Here is a 17,010-nt window from a genome sequence, read left to right as displayed (position 1 = left end):
TCCCGTAGCCATCAGGGCTTTATGACACTGGCTTGGCTTGAACTAGCCGCGGGCGTCGGCTCCAAGAAGTGGCCGAATGCAGAGGAGCACACTGCTAAGCTGCCTTGCCAGCCGCGGCGTCCTTAGCACTCAGCCCCGAATCAAGCATCGCGCCTAATGCTAACGCGCGCTCTTGCACGGTTGCGGCAATCAGATCGACCATGTCACCGGCGAACCCCTCGTCGGCAATCCGCTGGACCACAGACGGGCAGGAGTTGACGACCTTACGGCAAAGCTCGGGCACGCGCCGTAGTACAAACGGACCCGACACGCCGATATCGCTAGCGAACTTGGACCAGACTCGGCGGTCGAGGTTTTCAATTGCCGACATTTTGGCGAATTTCATCGCTAGCTTCGCGCTGATCTCGGGATAGATGATCGTCGCCATCAGATCATAGAGCGGGGCGAGGGTCGGTCCGGTCGGTCGATAGAGCAAGCTGAAGTTCTTGCCATGCGCGTCGTCATTGCCGATGATAACGTTGAAGATTGCGGCATCAAGCAGCCGCAACACGTCCACCGCAGGCCGCACGCATACCTTCCGGACGAGGTCAAAGGATGCCTTAAAACCGGGGCCACCCTCCGACGCATACTTGCACTCGGGCGCGATGCCGAGCGCTTGGCAGAAATCTTCCTGGTGGATCCGCCGAAAAGTAGCATTGTCCGTCTTGGCGCGATCATAGCGCTCGACCAAGACAAAGGTCCGCTCGCCTACGCGGCGGGGCTCGACAGGGGCGGCAGATAGTCCGACTGCGACCGCGAGCCGTAGGCAGAACGCCTCATTCTCGGTGGTGCCGGGATAGTCCTGAAGTGCGGGCTTTAGAATGTGCGTGGTCGGCTGACCCAATGCGGGCAAGGCCACCTGGTTTTTGACCAGAACAACCGGTAGCTTTGGCTGCGCGCCCGCCAGGGAAAGACGAAGTTTGGTCTCGCCAGCTAGCATCGGCCGGCGCGGCAGCTCGTCGAGCAGCGAGGTCAGTTCGGCATCATCCAGCATCCGTGGGTCGGTTTTGGATGGCGCAGGCGGATCGTCTCCTTCGGGCCACAACACCAGGGCACCGGCGACATCGCCGCCTAGTGCGTCCAGCAACGCAAAATCATTGCCTTTGGAGACGCCGAGCACGCGCGCGGCCCCGGCACGTTGATGCTCGTCAGGAAGAAGGCCTGCAAAGAAGGGGCGTGACGCGCGACGACCGAAAGGATCTGCCTGCTTAGGCAAAGAGGCAGAGATCGCCAGCTTGGTGGGGTCCTCGAACCACGTCCGGTCATAGCTGAACACCATGTCGCCGTGCTCATCGAGACGGAGGGTGCCGACGCGATCGCTATCCCATAATACCTTGAGGGCGCGGTTCACGATCGATCATCGACGGTGAGTGCACATCCTAAAGTGTCGAGCACCTGGATGGCCTTACCCAGCTGGATCGTTGGCTTGCCAGCCTCAAGCTCGACAATGAAGCGCAAACCCACACCGGCAGCGCCGGCTAACTGATCCTGGCGCAGCCCCATGCTGCGTCGAGCCTCACGAACTGCGGTGCCAAGTTGCCTAGGACTCATATATCAATCCTTTCCCGATCGGGAATATCGGCCGCTGCAGCGTTTTGGCAACCGCTAAATTTCCCGATCGGGACATATGCCCTCTCATTCACTAGGAGCTAGTAATAATGTACCGATCGGAACGTCTTGGCGTGTTTGGCTTTGTTGCGAATGTGCTAAATTTCGGGCGTTGCGTATGTCTCGCCTTTTGCTGTGCCTGTTGTTTGGACAGCTGGGAATGAGTGTCCAATATGCTGCGCCAATCGATGACGCTCAGTACGATAGGTCTTCTCCAACCGTCCGATTTACGCCTTGGCTAGCGCATAGTCTTGAACCAGCACCTTCTCCGGCACATGCCACGCCCCGGCGATCTTGCGGATCATGGGGAGTGTGAGGGCACGATGACGGCCCAATATCTCGGTCGCCCGTGACTGACCGATCAGCGCGGCCAGCTCAGCACGCGTATAGCCGTTCATCTCCATTGCCGCCTCGATCGCGCGCACCGGATCAAGTGGCTCGATAGGCCAGCGGCGGCTTTCATAGGTTTCGACCAACGTGGCGAGCACGTCGAGCCGATCGCCGGGGTCGGTGCCTTCCTCGGCTCCCCATAGCGCCTCGATTTCCCGCAACGCGGCTTCGTGGTCCTCGTCGGTCCGGATAGGACGAATGTGCATCGCACCAGCTCCAATAGGCATCGTCAAAACAGGCTCACCGTCAGGGCATCGATCTTGTCATACTCAGCATGCGTCCCAACGAACTTGATGAAGGCAATCGACCGTTTCCAATCAAACGCCACCACCATACGATAATCACCGCCTGCCACCTCGAACCGCACCCGCTCGCCGTTGATCGACTTCGCTTTCGAGAAGTCGGCAACGACGTCCAAGGGGCTTTGCCAATCAGCCGCCCCGGCGACCTCATGCCAGTGCTTCAAAGAGGCTTCTGTCGTGGGGTGCTTCGACCAGAACGCGATCAGCTTGTTCCTGGCGATAATCCTCATAGTCACTAATTAGCATTTCCCGTTACGGGAAACAAGCACAGTTCCCATATTGGGAAAGTTTTGGACAGTGGTTATCCCGCTATCGTTCCTACCCCTAGATGCTCACATGGGATGACATCGAAATCGAAGCGTTCATCGCGCAGTGGCGCGATACCGGCGGGTCCGAGTTTGCAAACACGCAAGGCTTCATCGACGGCTACCGGCGGGGTGCCTTCATCCTCGGCCAAGCAGCGCGGCGACGCGGACCGCGCGGCCGCACAGCGCGGCGAGGACGACCTATTCGGTCAGACCGCGACCGCGCGTATGAAGCACGGCACTGCAAAGCGCTGCACACCCGGCTGGGTCGAGGCGATGGTACAAGCGAAGGGCCAAGCTGAACGCTACGCCAAGGCGCTACCGGTCGGTCATGGCTGGCCGCCGTTCCTAATGCGTTGGTAGCAAGCCAGCGTACACCGATCAGCTTTACCCGTCTGATAAGCTCCTAACGTCATTGCATAAATGTACATTCTTACAGGCGCTTGCACCTAAACTACGTTCGGAACCCCTCGGTCGTTTCGCTGTTGATATAAACCGGAAAGTGAGCTCGGCGCGCTGCCGCTCGGTCATTGGAATGCGTGCGGGCTTATTCCAAAAAACCTCTTGCCTTATGCATGCTCAATGAAAGAGGATTGTGAAAGAAGGAAGGCGGAGGAAACCCGTCACTCCTATTTCCGCCTCCGGATACGGCCGTTTGTGAAAGACGCAGGATGACCCGCGAACCATATCTGATCGGCTATGCCCGTGTATCGAAGGGCGATGACCAATCGAACGCAACGCAACGCTGCGCGCTTCATACGGCTGGCTGTAGGCGGGTGTTCGAGGAAACCGCGAGCGGTGGGAGGTGGGATCGGCCCAAGCTCATGGAAATGATTGGGCAGTTGCGTGACGGGGATGTGGTAGTCGTCTGGAAACTTGATCGGTTGTCGCGCAGCCTGAAGGACATGCTGCATATCATGGAGCGGATCGAGCTTGCGGGCGCCGGCTTCCGCTCGTTGACCGAAGCGATCGACACCACCACGTCCGCAGGACGCATGATGATGCAGATGGTCGGTAGCTTCGCCGAGTTCGAACGCGCGATGATCCGCGAACGTACGAGCGCAGGCCTCGCTCAAGCCCGCGCAGAAGGCAGAATCGGGGGACGACGACACAAGCTTGCTGAGAAGCAACGTCACGAAATTGCCGAATCCGTTGCCTCCGGTCGCAAATCCGGCGCAGAAATGGCCCGCCTTTACGCTGTCAGCGAACCCACCGTGTCGCGCATCGTGGCCGCATATAGACAGACCATAAATAAAAAATCCACTGATGTAGATGTTTTAGAAGGATAGCTCGGAGTACGGGTAACGATTGAATCTAAACCGCAACAAAGAGAGCGGCGCTATAGGAGGTGGGACATTGTACGGGACGGCTATAACTCCAACATCGGTAGCTCATGAGGCTAAATTCTATATGTTATGCGGTGCTTCCAGCATCAACCGTTAAGACGGTGCCGGTGATAGATCGTGCGTCGTCTCCAATAATATACGACACCGCGCCGGCAACATCTTCGGGGGTTGCTAGACATCCAAGCGGGCTTCGCCGCTGGATCGATCCAAGCTTATCACCTGCTAATCCGTCGGTCATTTTAGTTTGGACGAAACCCGGTGCCACGGCGTTCACGGTGATGTTGAGTTTGCCAAGTTCGCGGGCAAGGGATCTTGTAAAACCTTCAAGCGCGGCTTTAGATGCCGCATAGGCTGCCAGCCCGGTAAAGCCGGTCGATGCGATGATCGACGAGATGTTTATGATGCGGCCCTGCCTGTTGGCCATCATACCTCGCGAGACGTATTTGGTAAGGATAATCGGCGCGACCGCATTAACTCGCATGACCTCTTCGATCTGCGTATTGTGCATAGTTGCAAGAACGCCTTCCGTACCTAATCCGGCATTATTGACGAGACCGTACAAGAATCCATCAGTCCGCGTCAGCTCACGGACGAAAGGAGCGATCCGATCAATTTCTGCCAGATCGAGCATATGAAATGAATAGCTGTTTGGATACCTTGCGCCGAGACTGAGCAGTTCATCAGTCTCAGTTCGGCCTGATGCGCAGACCTCAAATCCGTCTTGTAGTAGGCGACGGACTACCGCAGATCCGATCCCGCCTCCGGCCCCCGTCACCAGTACTCGTTTCAATGCACCTTCCTTTCAGCCTTGCCGCTCGTATTAGTCGCGATTTCGGTCACGAACCGAATGATCGCCGGCACCTTCCATGGGTCGAGGTATGACCCGCAATGCAATCGAATATCAGCAGTAAGCCTAGCGGTGTCGCGATCGCCATCTGCACTGACAAGTTCGGCTGCTACAAGTTCGCCCATTACGGAGTTCTTTTTGCCGTACACACGAGCGGCAAGGACGTCGGGGTGACGTAATAGGATTGCTTCAACTTCGTCCGGGTGAAGCTTGTTTCCGCCTACATTAATGCTTCCGTTAGCACGTCCGACAAAGAGGAAGCGGTCACCATCCAGCCGAACGATGTCGCCAGTATCTACAAACCCATCTGTTCCCGTGATCGCAGCGCCAGTCCCCACATAGAATGCGCTTCCTGTTTTAAGGCGCACATATAGCCTGCTATCACGTACTTGCACCTCAGGCCTTCCCAAGCGCAGTTCGAGATAAGCGGATGGAAATCCGGGAAGTCCATCATGAACTGGAAAGATCGTTCCAGCCTCGGTTGAGGCATAGATGTGGGTAAGCCGCGCGTGAGGAAATCGGACGCTAAGAGCGTTCAGAATAGTGGCATCGGCTATCTCTCCGCCCAAGGTAATCTGCCTCAAAGTTAAACGTTCGGCTCTAGAGGTCATCAGTATCTTGCGCCACATTGTCGGAGTCGCTGACAAGGCTGTGCAGCCCGCGTTTCCAAAGAACGCCACACTATCGTTTAGTGAGCATCCGTTAGGGGGCAGCAGCAGTCCGCCTCCGCCTAAAAGACCCTGCAGCATGACTTGCGCGCCGGCGAAGCGTGCAGCGTTGAAGAGAAGACCCCAACGTAGCGATCGTCCATCATCAGTTTTGATCGCGCGCAGCAAATGCTCCAGGGTGTGCTCAACGAGTTTCGGCGTACCCGTCGTGCCGGACGTTGCGAAAACCCACCTGGTTTGCTGCATACTATGGTTGGCCGGGCGTCCCCGACGAGTGCCCTCGTCATTGGCAACCCAGCGGACGACATCTACCGCGCTGACCGCAGTCTCATCGTTCGAGTCCGTTACGATCACACCGCCTCCGGCGTCCACGGCAATCGAAACCGCATCCCGCAAAGGCATGTCGCCCGATGCCAACGCGATGCGTTCTGCGTAGCCATCGAGGCTCACGAGTGCAGATACGAGTTTGATAGGGTCGGCAAGATGAAGGGTAACCGTTCTCATCAACCCGATATCAGTAGGCACGTACGTCAAAAGATCGGCAAGCGACCAGATACGGTCTTGAGACCATACTAATTGGGCTTCGTGACCCCCGCGCTCCTCCAAGCGGCGACTAAGGCTGGTTTGAGGCATAAAAACTCACGAATTCACCGAAGGTCTGAGGGTAATATGGTGTATCGGACAAGGTAAATGGATCCCATCCAAGGTCATCCTCAAGGTGCGACACCAGGACCGCGAAACCCAAAGAGTCCAGGCCGCTCTCTAGTAAAACAGAACCATGATCTAAGGTGATGAGACCATTTTCCGCGTTGGAGCCCAGCGCCTGATAGAAGCCATCGCGGATGACGCCTTCAATTTGCTCGATTTTCATCAGCTAAGCTCCCTTTCAAGATGCAGCACGCACGGGATAGGCGCGTGATTATTCTCGGCCGGCCGAACACGAGAGATGATTTTGGACATGGGCGCGAAGACAGTAGCATCTGCCGGAATGTCCGTAATCACAACAGCATTCGGTCCAATGTGAACGCGGTCGCCGATCTTTACATTTCCAATGAGGACCGCTCCCGCGCCGATATCAACGTCGTTTCCAACGACTGGCCCAATCTTATCGGCAAAGTTGTCTTTGTTCAGACCACCCTCTCCGAAAGTGACACCCTGTCTAATTAAGCAGCGGTCGCCAATCCTCGCAAATCGATGTATGACGATACCGTTCTGATGACCGAACCTAACGCCCCGGCCGATCTGCGAAGTCAGATAAAGTTCGATACCATAGCGATTTCGAACAAGCCTGAACATATATAGATGAAATATTAGAATTGCCTGCCTAGCCGGGCGCAATGATATTGTTCTCGCCCATGTGCCAAATCTGTAGGTGGCGATCGCTCGAAAGCCGGGCAGGCTCCAGTCCAGATCATGAGTCCGAAAATCATGCCAAAGGCACCCTATCAGACCATATTTTTCAATCAGATCATTTTCGGCTTTGTTCGAGTATAGCTGCCATTGCAGACGGTATTTCTCGATCTTTACATTTAAGCTCATTGGTTTCCCCCTCACCAACGAAACCGAGCATCAGGATTCTACCTGAATTTTCCAAATTCTTACCGCGTGAAAACACTTGGTCCGGCCATGAAATGGGCGGATTCTATATCTAAACGCGCAGCCTAGGTGATTGGATCGCTCGGTACTTTGCCCTGTGCTCGAAGGCTAATTGTCTGGCGGATCGGCGGCCAGAATAGCCACCCGGAATTTCACCGGGTCCTTGCGAATACAGACAGGCTACGCGGTCACTACCTCGACTCAATCGTTCTTAGGACCATCATCCAAAAGAGTGATCGTGGCGTCTGCTTTTCGTCTGACGCAATATTGCGTACCATAACAAAACGTCTGCAATAGCACTATAACTCTGATTACAATGATATCGCGTATGAATACACAATGATTCCGCTAAGGCGGGCTTTCACATTGCGGCTCGAATGGCAAAAACTGGCGTTAGCAAAAATGGCCGGTTTGGAGAGGATAGCAAACATTGCGCATCAGTGTCGCCTGACGCATCATGGGCCATGTCGATCCGAATGTAGGTGGCTGGAAGAGCGGCGGCTATGCGCTTGTGCTTTCCCGGATATGAGGACGGCTCTTGCCTTGAAGAACTGACCTGGCAGATTGCGGACTCGCTCGTCACGGAGGCGCGCCGCCCGAAAGGCTTCCCGTTAGAACGCCTGATCAGCTTTGATGCTTGCCCGGAGGAGTTTGCTCTGTGGTGGGACGGCTTGAATTGCGAACATGGCTGCTCCGCGCTTTGTGCCGTGGCGATGGATGCCGTGGCCGATCGACTTGTCGCCAGCGGCGCGCTCGAAGCAGCCTGATCTGGCGCGCTCCCATGTCCGGCATTAGGCGGCGTCGGACTGCTTCACGACAAGGAGACGATTGAACAGGATGCTGGTGCGCCGTTGGACAGGCGCAGCTTTCGCCGCATCAAGGGCGCTTTGGTTGAACGGGGTCACCGATCGTTTGAAATTACCAGCTGCGGTCTCATTTTCAGGTCCGGACGCCAGCGCAAAGATGGGCGAAGCTGTGTTCGCTTCCCCGCTGGCCGCGGACGCCTCGATCACGCGAAGGCTGTTGGCGGCGATGGCTAGGTCGATGCGGATTGGCGGCATTTCTGGTGCGGGGATCTTGGTCCGCTCGGCGAGCTTTTTCTCGGCATAATAGCGGACTTTCCTTCCATAGGTTGCGTACATGCCACGCCGGAAGACGATCAGATCGTTCTCCGGCAGCAGCTCGACCTCCTGCGGCAGCATAAGCGGCCGGCGCTGATCGGAGTCGGATGTGGAGCCACCACCGCCGCCCCACGTTCCCATCGACCGCGAGCGCGCCCGGAACGTGTAGCTGCCGAGCTGGTCTGAAATCTTCTTGGCCTCCGCCAAACCGGCCGGCCGAAGCACGAGACGCACCGCGCAATTTCGCTCGATGTCTGCCGCTACCTTGTCGCCATAAACCCCCTGGATTTGCTCGAGCGACTGGAACGCCGGCAGCATTCGCAGCCCGTAGCCAGCGACGTAGCTGAAGGCGTTCGCCAGTACGGTGCATTTGCCAAGGCTGGCGAACTCGTCGAGCGCGAGAAGGACCTTGATCTGGTGCTTATCATCCTTCGGCAGCTCGCGAACGTTGCGGTCAATGAGCTGCTGGAACAGCAGGCCATAGATCGGCGCAACCCGGTCCAGATCGTCAGGTGATACCCCGAGATAGAGCGAGATACGCTTGTCCCGAAACTCACTTAGATCGAAATCGCTTTCGGACGTGGCCGCATCGACATACGGGTTCAGCCAGCCATTGATCTTCGACGTGACCGACTGGCGCAAACCGGAAAACGTGTTTGCTGACGAGCCGGTGTAATCCTGAATTGCCGAAACGCATGCGGTCGACAGCGGCTTACCAGCCTTCTCCCGAGCGGCGATGATTTTCGCAAAACGCCGCTGGGCATCACTGGCCGCAAACTGGCGATAGACCTCACCCAGAGTAAAGGGCAGGGTGTCCTCGCCATCGTCAACGGTTGCGGCGATATAAGCGGTGACGCCTAGGAATGCGGTTCGTGCGCCCTCGGCCCAAAACTTTTCGCCGGTCAGCGGATCGGGGTAGAGCATCGCCGCGATCTTCTGGAGCTCGTTGATGACCCCAACCGGGTCGCGCCGGTTGATGTAGCTCAGCGGATTCCAGCGCACGGTACGACCGGTGGAATCGAGAGGATTGAAGAGCAAGACCTGCTGACGGAGGACGTTTTTTCGGTACCCGGCGGTGTTGTCATAGTTCTCTTGCTTGATATCGAGCACGACCAACGAGTCCGGCCAGTCGAGCAAATTGGGGATGATGACGCCCACACCCTTGCCGGCGCGGGTGGGAGCTTCGAGCATGACATGCTCGGGTCCGCCAAAGCGCATGACCTTGCGCCCGAATTTACCCAGGACGATCCCGGTTTCGGACAGCAACTTGCCCTTGTGAACTTCGCCGGCGCGTGACCAACGCGCTTCGCCGTGGAGCTTCTGCCGCTTGAACAGCGTCGACACGATGGCGATGACGGTCAAGGTTAAGCCGATCCCAAATCCAACCAGGAACGGCTTATAGACGATCGGGTAGTTCTTCATCGCCCAGAGCGCGGCCGGCACCTTTCGCCACGGCGTGTGGACACTGAGAAGGTGTGCACTCCAAAGCACGACGATTGCGCCGATCGTCGTGCTCACCATGAAGCCGATCAACCCTAAGAACGCGATGGCACCTGGCTGCGCCCCCTCGTCGCTACGCACCCACTTACCGCTCATGGTCATATCCTCTCAGTCGTTCGGCTTACTCGCTGGATCGAACCACACCTCGGTCATGCGATAGCGCGCCGGCTGTCCTTTCCCGGGGGGCAGTCGGTGCATTTGCACGACAACATCGACCAGCGAGCGCAGCAGCGTCCGTATGTCGTGGCGGTCGAGGTCGTTGCCGCCTTCCGATTCCTTAACCAGCAGCGTGAGCTGCTCGAGCGCGCCTTCAGCCGTGTTGGCGTGGACGGTCGTGATCGAGCCAGGATGACCGCTGTTGACGTTGCGCAGGTAGAAAAAAGCGGTGCCGTCGCGCAGCTCCTGGAGGAGGATACGATCGGGGCGCATCCGCAGCGCAGATTCCAGTAGCTCTTTCGCACCCGCCTTCTGAAGGCTCTTGCCGTCCTTCGCGTACATCATGTGAACGTGGTTACGCTGGGGCACGACGAGTTCGCGCGTGTCCTCGATCGTCAGGATCCGCTCATAGTCCGGGATTAGCTTGATCAGCCCCTTGGAGAAGCTTGTCTTGCCCGACCCCGTGGCACCCGAGATCAGGATGTTCTTGCGGGCCTCGACCGCCAGCTTGAAGAACGCTTTCCAATCGCCGGCGTCGCGGTGCTTCAGCAGCTTGCCGTCGACGTCGGCGTGCAGACCATGAGCGCGAACCTCGCTGAAGAGCCCTGCGCGCTCAAAATCATCGATGTCCATCGTCACGCCGGAGGCTTTGCGGATTGTGATCGAAATGAAGCCTTGCTCGACAGCCGGGGGGACCACGACCTGCGCGCGCTCGCCACCCGGTAAGACCGACGAGCAGATCGGGTATTCCGAATTGATGTCCTGCTTGGTTAAACCCGCGATCAGCTTTGCAAGCGTCATGAGGGCGGCGTTGTCCAACGCCGGCTCTTCGTGCCACTCCCACCCCTCACGCGTCTCCAGGCCGATCATACCCGGCCCGTTGATAACCAGCTCGGTTACATCGTCGCGCTCGAGGTGCCGCTGAATAGGCGCTGCATTATGCTCGTAGATCAGCGACGTGACAGTGGAAGCCATCGCCTAGCGCCTCAACCCCACGTCATAGACCGAACGGAAATCGAAGTCCTTGGCGACAAAGATCGCGGCCGTATCGCCCTGGTTCTTCTTCAAAATCGGTCTGATCTGCATCGTCTGCTGAAGGACGGTCGACCCGGTGGTGCTGGGGACCTGTGTGGTATTGCTGCCCTCACCGGCGAACGACCGACTGGCAATCTGCGAGGCATCCTCCAGCACCGAGATGACAAGCCCGACACCGAACCGCGCCCAAAACTGCGTATCCACCCCGCCGGCCAAGCCGGCGCGTCCGAGGCTATCGGCCGCGGGCGAACCGAGATCGATCGCGACGCCGCGCGGCGTCAGCGCGCGCGTCCACAGGACGAACAAACGCGCCTGACCCTGCGCGATGCCGCCTGAATATTGCCCGAGCACCTTGGTCCCCTTGTCGAGGAGGACGATCCGGCCGTTCTCAGAATAGACGTCGTGGTTGATGACACAGGACACAAAGCCTGCCTGAGTCGAGTTGATCGCAGTCTGAAGCGTGCAGGGGATGACGGTGCCCGCACTCAGCAGGAGATTGCGATCGGGGACCATTGTCGCCCGGACCGTCTGAATGGACGCGTGACCGAGCTGATCGTTGAAATCAGTCGAACCTTTGCCCGTTGGTCCGGCCTCCTCATTGGGAGTGCCAAAGCCACTTGCCCCGAAGCCCTGCCGACCAGCGATCGTCTGACCGCCAGATCGGGACTGGCCCTCGTCCTGGCCCGACCCTTGTTGCTGCGGTTGCGCTTCCGCCATCGTTGTGTCTGGAAGCGCTGCTGCGGCCGTGCCTGAGGTCCCGAACGCCATGATTGGCGAGCGACGAGCGGCATCTGCCATCGTCCGCGACTGCTCGGCGCGACGCTGTTCTGGAGTTTGCTGCCCGTTTGCTGTCGTCGCCGACGCTGTCGCTGGTGTGACAGGCACAGCATTGCCGTTCGCGTCGACAATCTGTTGACCCGGCGTCCCGCCGATCGGCCGGCCAAATATGTCGGTCTGGGGAGCGCCTGGCTGACCGAGCTGTCCGGCGAGTGCCGCCCGCTGCGCGTTCTGCGAGCCCATCACATCGTCCACTGACCGCTCGCTCGCCTTTGCAGGCTGCGCCGAGCCCGTGGCGCTCGCGCTATGATGGAACGCGCTATAGCCAATCATGATGCCGCCTACTGCGCCCAAAAGGCCGATACCGGCGCCGATGAAGGCGATGTTGCCCCAACCGCCGCTGCGCACGACGACAGTATCGTGCTCGCTGGGAGGAACGGTATCGCCGGCGATATCGCCGCCTCGGTCAATCACGGTACTGACCATCTTACTGCCCCTTGACTTTGCGGGTCACAACATTGGAGACGGTTCCTGTCCGGTCCCCCCGATCGTTGCGCGGTGGTGCCTCATTGTAGATGCAAAGGACTGACGTCCCGCGCCTGAGGCGGAGCTGGCGATAGACGGCATGGATCACCACAAAATCTTCGCGCACGTCGTAGGGGACGATCGTCTCGGTCCCGTCGACGTCGACTGCAAAGATCGACGGAATGTCCGCGTGCCCTGGATAGCGCAGCACCGTGAACTCGCCGTTGTCGGACACCTCGGCTGGCTGCAGAGCGGAGTCGCCCTGCACTGTGTAGTTCATGTTGCGGGTGCCCTCGATAACGGCATGATCGAGTGCGGCTTGAGCGACGTTGGTCTCGACCGCCTTGGCGGTCTGCGCCTGCGCGCGCTGCACCTGCAGCGCCGCCATCGCGCGCTCCTCGCGCGGATAGCGGAAGCGGACCCCGTACATCTGCTGTCCGGTGCCGAGCATTAGATTGAAGTGGTAGGTGCGCGGCGATCCGGCCGCGTTGGTGACAACGATCAGGTTCGTCCCGCCCGCGCGTTCGCGTGGTTTAAGGAAGACGATATTGCCGACCGGTGCGATCTGCCATGACACGGTATCGCCCAAGGCCGCTTGGGTTACGGTCTCGCCTGGGCCGAACTGAATCTCGATCGCATGGCGGAAGCTGCCCACGATCGTCACAACCTGGTCGGGATCGTAATTGACGTTGCGAACCCGCGTGTCCTTGCCGCCTGACACGGGCGTCTGGGAGGCAAATGCGGCATGCGGCATCAGCGTGGTCGCCGCGGCCCCTACAATGGAGAAGGCGACAAGCCGGTGCCAGATCGCACCGACGCCGCGCCAGAAGCGGCTCTTCGCGCCGCTGTCCGTCATTACCAACTTGGTCGCCGGCGGAGACAGACGGACGCCGAGCTTCTTGCGCATGGCGGGTATGAAGGGGACGGCGATACGATCGCCATCGTCCGAGGTGTTCGGTCGATTGCTCATGTCACGCCTCCGGATCAGAGCGGTAATTGACGACCTGGAAGCCGAGCGGATTGATGTTCCGATCCTTCTCGTGCTCCGGTGCCGCGGTGTATCTGAATGTCAGAATCGCGTTCCAGTTCTGCGCGACCTGGGTGTTCTGACCGAAGGTGATGATCTTGGTGAAGCGCACCTGCGCTACGGTTGGGCTCAGGAAGCTGATCGTTCGGATCGAGATCGAGACGTAGCCCTTGTCGCCATAGATACTGGATGGCGCGTTCTTGTTGCTCGACTGGACGCCACCAAGGTAGCGACCGCTTTCTGGTTGGTCGCTCATGAGCATCACGGTGTAAGCGTTCTCGCGGGCCGCATCATTCAGCCAGCCCTCGCGCAAACGCACATATTGCGAGATGAAGTAGCGATTGACCGCATCCTCGTACGTGCGTGGCTGCGGCCCCTTCAGGGCTGTTACGACCTGCGTTTCACCTGAAGCCTTGTCAACCCTGATAACATAGGGCTCGACGGTTTTGAGCGGCGCCAGCATCGCAACGGCGCCAACCGAAACGACAGCGAGGGCGCACGCACCCGTCGCGACACCCCAAGCCAGGCGCTTCGACTGTATGGCTGCGCGCATCCGGTCGTATTCCCAGGTCCTCGATGTCTGGATGTAGTCCTGTTTATCTTCGACCTTCACCGCGCCCATGGCGTCGATCCCTTCAGCACGAGAAGTAAGAGGGCGCAGCGTCCCGAAGGGACGTGCGCGGCGCCGATCGCGGTGCATTCATGGCACCTGGCCCTGAGGGCGTTGTGGGAGCGCTGCCAGTGGCGGGGGCAGGAACTGGAAACGGCTCGGGAGCTAGGGCGGGCGGGGGCGGTGCCACCATCGACTGTCCTGCACCCTGCTGCGATGCCGGTAACGGCACAGGCAGGCTCGGCAGGATCGATCCGTAGAGGTTCGCTGGACGCCGATGCTTGCCATCACAGACGGCAGGCGGCTTGATGTGAGCCCCGGTGCAGCCGCTAAGTGCAAGCGCACATGACGCTACGATGGTTAGCCTTTTCATACGGTCTCCGTTCGTATCGTTCCGCGCTGGCGGCTTTCGAAGTTGATGGGGCAAGGGTGCGCTCAGGCTCCCGGGCCGGAGCGAGACGCCGAGCCCCCTGCGTTCCCCGAACTCGCGGGTTGCCGGGATTGCTGGGTGGCGCGGCGGAACATGAGACGGTTGGTCAACATGTTCGCGCCGGTCTGCAGGAAGCCGTGACCGCCTGACGACGCACCGCCTGCGATGCCTGCGGCGATCGCCGGCGACTGGAAGAAGAAGATCATGCCTACGACGTAGATCGCCGAACAGGAGACCGTCGCGACAAGCATCACGGCAGCTTTTAGAACGATATAGCCGTTCTGCGTCATAAGGAAGGATGAGCCATCATCCGGGATTGATCTCATAATCCCGTTCATCGCGGCTTCCTGAAGGCCAGTGATGAACTTAGTCATGATCGCCATAACGACCATCAAGAGGATGAAATTGACGGTCTGCTTCAACCACCCGTCGAAAAGCCAGTGTGAAGAATTAAACAGCAGACAGGCCAGTGCGAGTGGTGCGAGCGCAACGCAAATCGATACTGACAGCTTGGCGAAGATGACGATGCAAAAGCCAATCGAGGCGGATAAGAACGCAAAAATATACAGGACCGCGACGCAGAGATAGGTAATCAAGGTAGCGCTAAGCTGGATTACTGGCGTACGTAAATCTGTGAAGCCCTTTTGCTCTTGCGACTGGACCTTCAGATTTGCATTGATCAGCTTCTCCGACAGCTTGCCAGTATCGGATACATAGGTGTCGAAGGTGGTACCTGGATTCGTAACAGGCGTGCTCGATCCAGCCGCGATGATCTCGTCAGGCAAGTTGGTGACGACGTTCACCACGAACGCAGAATACCCGACAGCGGTAGCAGCTGCGAGAACGAAACCGACCTTGCCGGCCTGAAATACCAGCTCGCGAAGCGGCGCTTGGATGGCACCTCGCAACACGGCAAAGCCCAGTAGCAAGAAGTAGATGATCGCTGCCAGTGCTAAAGGGGCCGCGACGAAGCTTACAAGGCCCGACCCAAAGATAGCAACCGAGGTTGCTATGGCGCTCTCCACATACGAATACATCGTTGTAAACAGTGACATGATGTTGATTGGAGCGGCGGGCATACGGCGGTTCCGATCTTCGGTAATCAAAATGCAGCAAGGGATTCTAATTTTTCCGGATCGTGTTATTTCTGAAAAAATCCGCTTCCTCGTTTCCAGCCTTCATCTGAGCAACTGAGATCGTGGCGTCGCGAGTTGTCGCACACATTTTTGCGCTAACATCAGCAGGGAGTCGGCTATACTCTCCCGTATCGCACTTATTTTGCCACTTCGTGAGGAGTTGCGGGCTGTTGATTAACTCTTTCGCAGTGGGAACCACGACATTTTGTTGGCATGAGCATGCAACAAGAAAAGTGCATACGGAAAATCTTTTGCGCATGACTACTTCCTAATCGTGTTTGCACTGAAGAATGCCGCTTCGTCGCGACCCGCTGCGACTTGCGCGGCGCTGATTTGCATATTCGCCTGACCGGCTTGCGCCATCTGGATCGCCTGCATCTTAAGCATGTCGTTCTGAAGCTGCGCCTGCTCGACCGAGATCCGCGCTTGCAGATCCATGACATCCTTGGGATCCTTGGCGCTGGACAGTTGCTCTCGGAGCTGGTCGAGGCCCTGCATCCGGGTTTGAGCGATGCTGAGCGTATTCTCGCCCAACGAAGCCGTGACGGCAGACGAACCCGTCGCGTCCTTCAGCGCCTGGCTGTAAGCAGCATCCGCTTCCGAGCCGGAAGATGATAGGGCGTACCGAGACTGAATTTGCGAGGCGAGCGAGCCGAGCGCTCCGATCCTCGTCAGATCGCCGCTCAACAAGGTGTAGGCGTCGATCGTCGTGCTCGGCAGTATGTTGCGAACCTGCGGCTGAAGCAGCTGTGGGGCGATGCTGTTGACGTTGGTCAGCTTCGACAACGAGTTGAGCGTGTTCGTCGCCGTGGTGATCTGCTGCTCACCCTGCTGGATCATCGTGGCGGTGTGCTGCACTGTCGCGAGCGCCTGGAGGTAGCTCGAGGAGTCGAACACGGGGATGCCCTGGGCCGAGGTCGATGACGCGAAGGCAGCGAGCGCGACCGGCGCGCTCACGAACATGATGACGCGCTTGAACGGCATGTCAGCTTCTCCTTTGGTTGGCGTAGAAGTGCGGCAGCCACGCCGCGGGATCGGTGCCCGCATGGGCAATGGCCTCCTCCATGGCGACGAGGGTTTCCTCGCGACCAGAAAGCACTTTCAACTCGTTGGGCATTCCGCCGAGGTCGAGCTTGGCGACGATCGACGTGTGCCCCTGCTTCACCAGGAAGGCCCGGCTCTCTGGAGTAAGGTCTTCACGGATCAGCCGGTACTCCGCGTCCGTTAGCCCAAGCCCGTCGCAATAGTCTGACCGCTTGGCGTCCGAATTTGGCAGCAGGATTTTGGTTGCCGACTGCTCGATGATCGAGTGCGCGATCGACGAGCGTAGCGCGTCAGCTGGCGACTGGGTGCCAAACACCATGAAGGCGTTGCGCTTACGGAAGGTCTTGAGACCATCCTGCGCGAAGGCGCGAAAGGCCTCGTCTTCCAGCGCCTTCCAGAACTCGTCGACGTCGACCACGACACGCTGGCCGTTCAGCAACTCGTCGACACGGTGGAAGAGATACAGCATCGTCGGCGTGCGGATCTCCGGGTTCTCCAGGAAATCTGTCATGTCGAAGCCGACGAACCGCGCCGCCATCGACACCTCG

The 17,010-nt window shown here is 58.5% G+C and carries 18 protein-coding genes, 1 pseudogene and 1 other annotated feature; of the genes and pseudogenes, 3 read left to right on the top strand and 16 right to left on the bottom strand.

The genetic code is table 11. The features are described from left to right. Positions 1–94: 94 nt before the first annotated feature. The 4 genes from SJY41_RS20395 to SJY41_RS20380 form a co-directional block, all read right to left on the bottom strand. A complete protein-coding gene (locus tag SJY41_RS20395) occupies positions 95–1,390 on the bottom strand; it encodes a type II toxin-antitoxin system HipA family toxin (protein ID WP_380784226.1) in 1,296 nt (431 codons plus the stop codon). Then, a complete protein-coding gene (locus SJY41_RS20390; RefSeq protein WP_380784225.1) occupies positions 1,387–1,542 on the bottom strand; it encodes a helix-turn-helix domain-containing protein in 156 nt (51 codons plus the stop codon). Before SJY41_RS20390 ends, SJY41_RS20395 begins: the two co-directional genes overlap by 4 nt. Positions 1,543–1,874: 332 nt before the next feature. Beyond that, the gene (locus tag SJY41_RS20385) at positions 1,875–2,243 is read right to left on the bottom strand and encodes a type II toxin-antitoxin system HigA family antitoxin (RefSeq protein ID WP_380784224.1); all 369 of its coding nucleotides are present in this window, start codon (positions 2,241–2,243) and stop codon (positions 1,875–1,877) included. A 23-nt stretch (positions 2,244–2,266) separates the two neighbouring features. Beyond that, positions 2,267–2,569 (bottom strand): type II toxin-antitoxin system HigB family toxin, encoded by a 303-nt coding sequence (locus tag SJY41_RS20380; RefSeq protein ID WP_380784223.1) that lies wholly within the window; start codon positions 2,567–2,569, stop codon positions 2,267–2,269. A 207-nt stretch (positions 2,570–2,776) separates the two neighbouring features. Here SJY41_RS20380 and SJY41_RS20375 point away from each other — a divergent pair, with 207 nt between their 5' ends. Together SJY41_RS20375 and SJY41_RS20370 are read left to right on the top strand one after the other, a co-directional pair. Next, complete coding sequence (locus tag SJY41_RS20375; protein WP_380784222.1) at positions 2,777–3,007, top strand: hypothetical protein; 231 nt, start codon at positions 2,777–2,779, stop codon at positions 3,005–3,007. A gap of 308 nt (positions 3,008–3,315) precedes the next feature. After that, positions 3,316–3,933: a recombinase family protein gene (locus SJY41_RS20370; protein ID WP_380784221.1), complete on the top strand. Its 618-nt coding sequence runs from the start codon at positions 3,316–3,318 to the stop codon at positions 3,931–3,933. A gap of 124 nt (positions 3,934–4,057) precedes the next feature. Here the strand turns inward: SJY41_RS20370 and SJY41_RS20365 are convergent, their stop codons facing one another. The 4 genes from SJY41_RS20365 to SJY41_RS20350 all read right to left on the bottom strand — a co-directional run bounded on the left by SJY41_RS20365 (position 4,058) and on the right by SJY41_RS20350 (position 7,044). Further along, on the bottom strand, positions 4,058–4,780 hold the full coding sequence (locus SJY41_RS20365) for an SDR family NAD(P)-dependent oxidoreductase (RefSeq protein ID WP_380784220.1): 723 nt from the start codon (positions 4,778–4,780) through the stop codon (positions 4,058–4,060). Next, on the bottom strand, positions 4,777–6,009 hold the full coding sequence (locus tag SJY41_RS20360; protein WP_380784219.1) for a fatty acid--CoA ligase family protein: 1,233 nt from the start codon (positions 6,007–6,009) through the stop codon (positions 4,777–4,779). The genes SJY41_RS20365 and SJY41_RS20360 overlap by 4 nt, the downstream gene beginning before the upstream one ends. Before the next feature lie 109 nt (positions 6,010–6,118). Then, a complete protein-coding gene (locus SJY41_RS20355) occupies positions 6,119–6,376 on the bottom strand; it encodes a hypothetical protein (protein ID WP_380784218.1) in 258 nt (85 codons plus the stop codon). Then, positions 6,376–7,044 carry a serine O-acetyltransferase gene (locus SJY41_RS20350; RefSeq protein ID WP_380784217.1) on the bottom strand — a complete coding sequence of 223 codons (669 nt, stop codon included), beginning with the start codon at positions 7,042–7,044 and terminating at the stop codon, positions 6,376–6,378. Before SJY41_RS20350 ends, SJY41_RS20355 begins: the two co-directional genes overlap by 1 nt. 167 nt (positions 7,045–7,211) lie before the next feature. Further along, positions 7,212–7,267: a sequence feature (sul1 is cis-regulatory element that is thought to sense ions involved in sulfur or methionine metabolism; They are found in Alphaproteobacteria), on the bottom strand. A gap of 337 nt (positions 7,268–7,604) precedes the next feature. On the opposite strand from SJY41_RS20350, the gene SJY41_RS20345 reads away from it, so the two are divergent. Then, complete coding sequence (locus SJY41_RS20345) at positions 7,605–7,868, top strand: hypothetical protein (protein WP_380784216.1); 264 nt, start codon at positions 7,605–7,607, stop codon at positions 7,866–7,868. A gap of 24 nt (positions 7,869–7,892) precedes the next feature. Here the strand turns inward: SJY41_RS20345 and SJY41_RS20340 are convergent, their stop codons facing one another. From SJY41_RS20340 to SJY41_RS20305, 8 genes and pseudogenes are all read right to left on the bottom strand, one after another. Further along, positions 7,893–9,818 (bottom strand): type IV secretory system conjugative DNA transfer family protein, encoded by a 1,926-nt coding sequence (locus SJY41_RS20340; protein WP_380784215.1) that lies wholly within the window; start codon positions 9,816–9,818, stop codon positions 7,893–7,895. 12 nt (positions 9,819–9,830) lie between these two features. Next, positions 9,831–10,853 carry a P-type DNA transfer ATPase VirB11 gene (gene virB11 / locus SJY41_RS20335; protein ID WP_380784214.1) on the bottom strand — a complete coding sequence of 341 codons (1,023 nt, stop codon included), beginning with the start codon at positions 10,851–10,853 and terminating at the stop codon, positions 9,831–9,833. A 3-nt stretch (positions 10,854–10,856) separates the two neighbouring features. Beyond that, entirely contained in the window at positions 10,857–12,176 is a 1,320-nt protein-coding gene (gene virB10, locus SJY41_RS20330; protein ID WP_380784213.1) for a type IV secretion system protein VirB10, read from the bottom strand. A 1-nt stretch (position 12,177) separates the two neighbouring features. Beyond that, on the bottom strand, positions 12,178–13,185 hold the full coding sequence (locus SJY41_RS20325) for a TrbG/VirB9 family P-type conjugative transfer protein (RefSeq protein WP_380784212.1): 1,008 nt from the start codon (positions 13,183–13,185) through the stop codon (positions 12,178–12,180). 1 nt (position 13,186) lies between these two features. After that, the gene (locus SJY41_RS20320) at positions 13,187–13,942 is read right to left on the bottom strand and encodes a virB8 family protein (RefSeq protein ID WP_380784211.1); all 756 of its coding nucleotides are present in this window, start codon (positions 13,940–13,942) and stop codon (positions 13,187–13,189) included. Positions 13,943–14,287: 345 nt separating this feature from the next. Continuing rightward, on the bottom strand, positions 14,288–15,361 hold the full coding sequence (locus SJY41_RS20315) for a type IV secretion system protein (protein WP_380784210.1): 1,074 nt from the start codon (positions 15,359–15,361) through the stop codon (positions 14,288–14,290). A 318-nt stretch (positions 15,362–15,679) separates the two neighbouring features. Then, positions 15,680–16,402 carry a type IV secretion system protein gene (locus SJY41_RS20310; RefSeq protein ID WP_380784209.1) on the bottom strand — a complete coding sequence of 241 codons (723 nt, stop codon included), beginning with the start codon at positions 16,400–16,402 and terminating at the stop codon, positions 15,680–15,682. A 1-nt stretch (position 16,403) separates the two neighbouring features. Further along, a pseudogene (locus SJY41_RS20305) lies at positions 16,404–17,010 on the bottom strand (transporter); the annotation flags it as partial.

The sequence above is a fragment of the Sphingomonas sp. R86520 genome, assembly GCF_042466285.1.
Classification (GTDB): Bacteria; Pseudomonadota; Alphaproteobacteria; order Sphingomonadales; family Sphingomonadaceae; genus Sphingomonas.
This window is presented reverse-complemented; position numbering and strand designations above follow the sequence as displayed.

Coding starts and splice junctions, on each gene's coding strand:
- SJY41_RS20310 (WP_380784209.1), bottom strand. CDS start 16,402: ATGCCGTTCAAGCGCGTCATCATGTTCGTGAGCGCGCCGGTCGCGCTC.
- virB10 (WP_380784213.1), bottom strand. CDS start 12,176: ATGGTCAGTACCGTGATTGACCGAGGCGGCGATATCGCCGGCGATACC.
- SJY41_RS20325 (WP_380784212.1), bottom strand. CDS start 13,185: ATGAGCAATCGACCGAACACCTCGGACGATGGCGATCGTATCGCCGTC.
- SJY41_RS20385 (WP_380784224.1), bottom strand. CDS start 2,243: ATGCACATTCGTCCTATCCGGACCGACGAGGACCACGAAGCCGCGTTG.
- SJY41_RS20360 (WP_380784219.1), bottom strand. CDS start 6,009: ATGAGAACGGTTACCCTTCATCTTGCCGACCCTATCAAACTCGTATCT.
- SJY41_RS20370 (WP_380784221.1), top strand. CDS start 3,316: ATGACCCGCGAACCATATCTGATCGGCTATGCCCGTGTATCGAAGGGC.
- SJY41_RS20320 (WP_380784211.1), bottom strand. CDS start 13,942: ATGCACCGCGATCGGCGCCGCGCACGTCCCTTCGGGACGCTGCGCCCT.
- SJY41_RS20340 (WP_380784215.1), bottom strand. CDS start 9,818: ATGAGCGGTAAGTGGGTGCGTAGCGACGAGGGGGCGCAGCCAGGTGCC.
- SJY41_RS20315 (WP_380784210.1), bottom strand. CDS start 15,361: ATGCCCGCCGCTCCAATCAACATCATGTCACTGTTTACAACGATGTAT.
- SJY41_RS20345 (WP_380784216.1), top strand. CDS start 7,605: ATGCGCTTGTGCTTTCCCGGATATGAGGACGGCTCTTGCCTTGAAGAA.
- SJY41_RS20380 (WP_380784223.1), bottom strand. CDS start 2,569: ATGAGGATTATCGCCAGGAACAAGCTGATCGCGTTCTGGTCGAAGCAC.
- SJY41_RS20355 (WP_380784218.1), bottom strand. CDS start 6,376: ATGAAAATCGAGCAAATTGAAGGCGTCATCCGCGATGGCTTCTATCAG.
- virB11 (WP_380784214.1), bottom strand. CDS start 10,853: ATGGCTTCCACTGTCACGTCGCTGATCTACGAGCATAATGCAGCGCCT.
- SJY41_RS20390 (WP_380784225.1), bottom strand. CDS start 1,542: ATGGGGCTGCGCCAGGATCAGTTAGCCGGCGCTGCCGGTGTGGGTTTG.
- SJY41_RS20350 (WP_380784217.1), bottom strand. CDS start 7,044: ATGAGCTTAAATGTAAAGATCGAGAAATACCGTCTGCAATGGCAGCTA.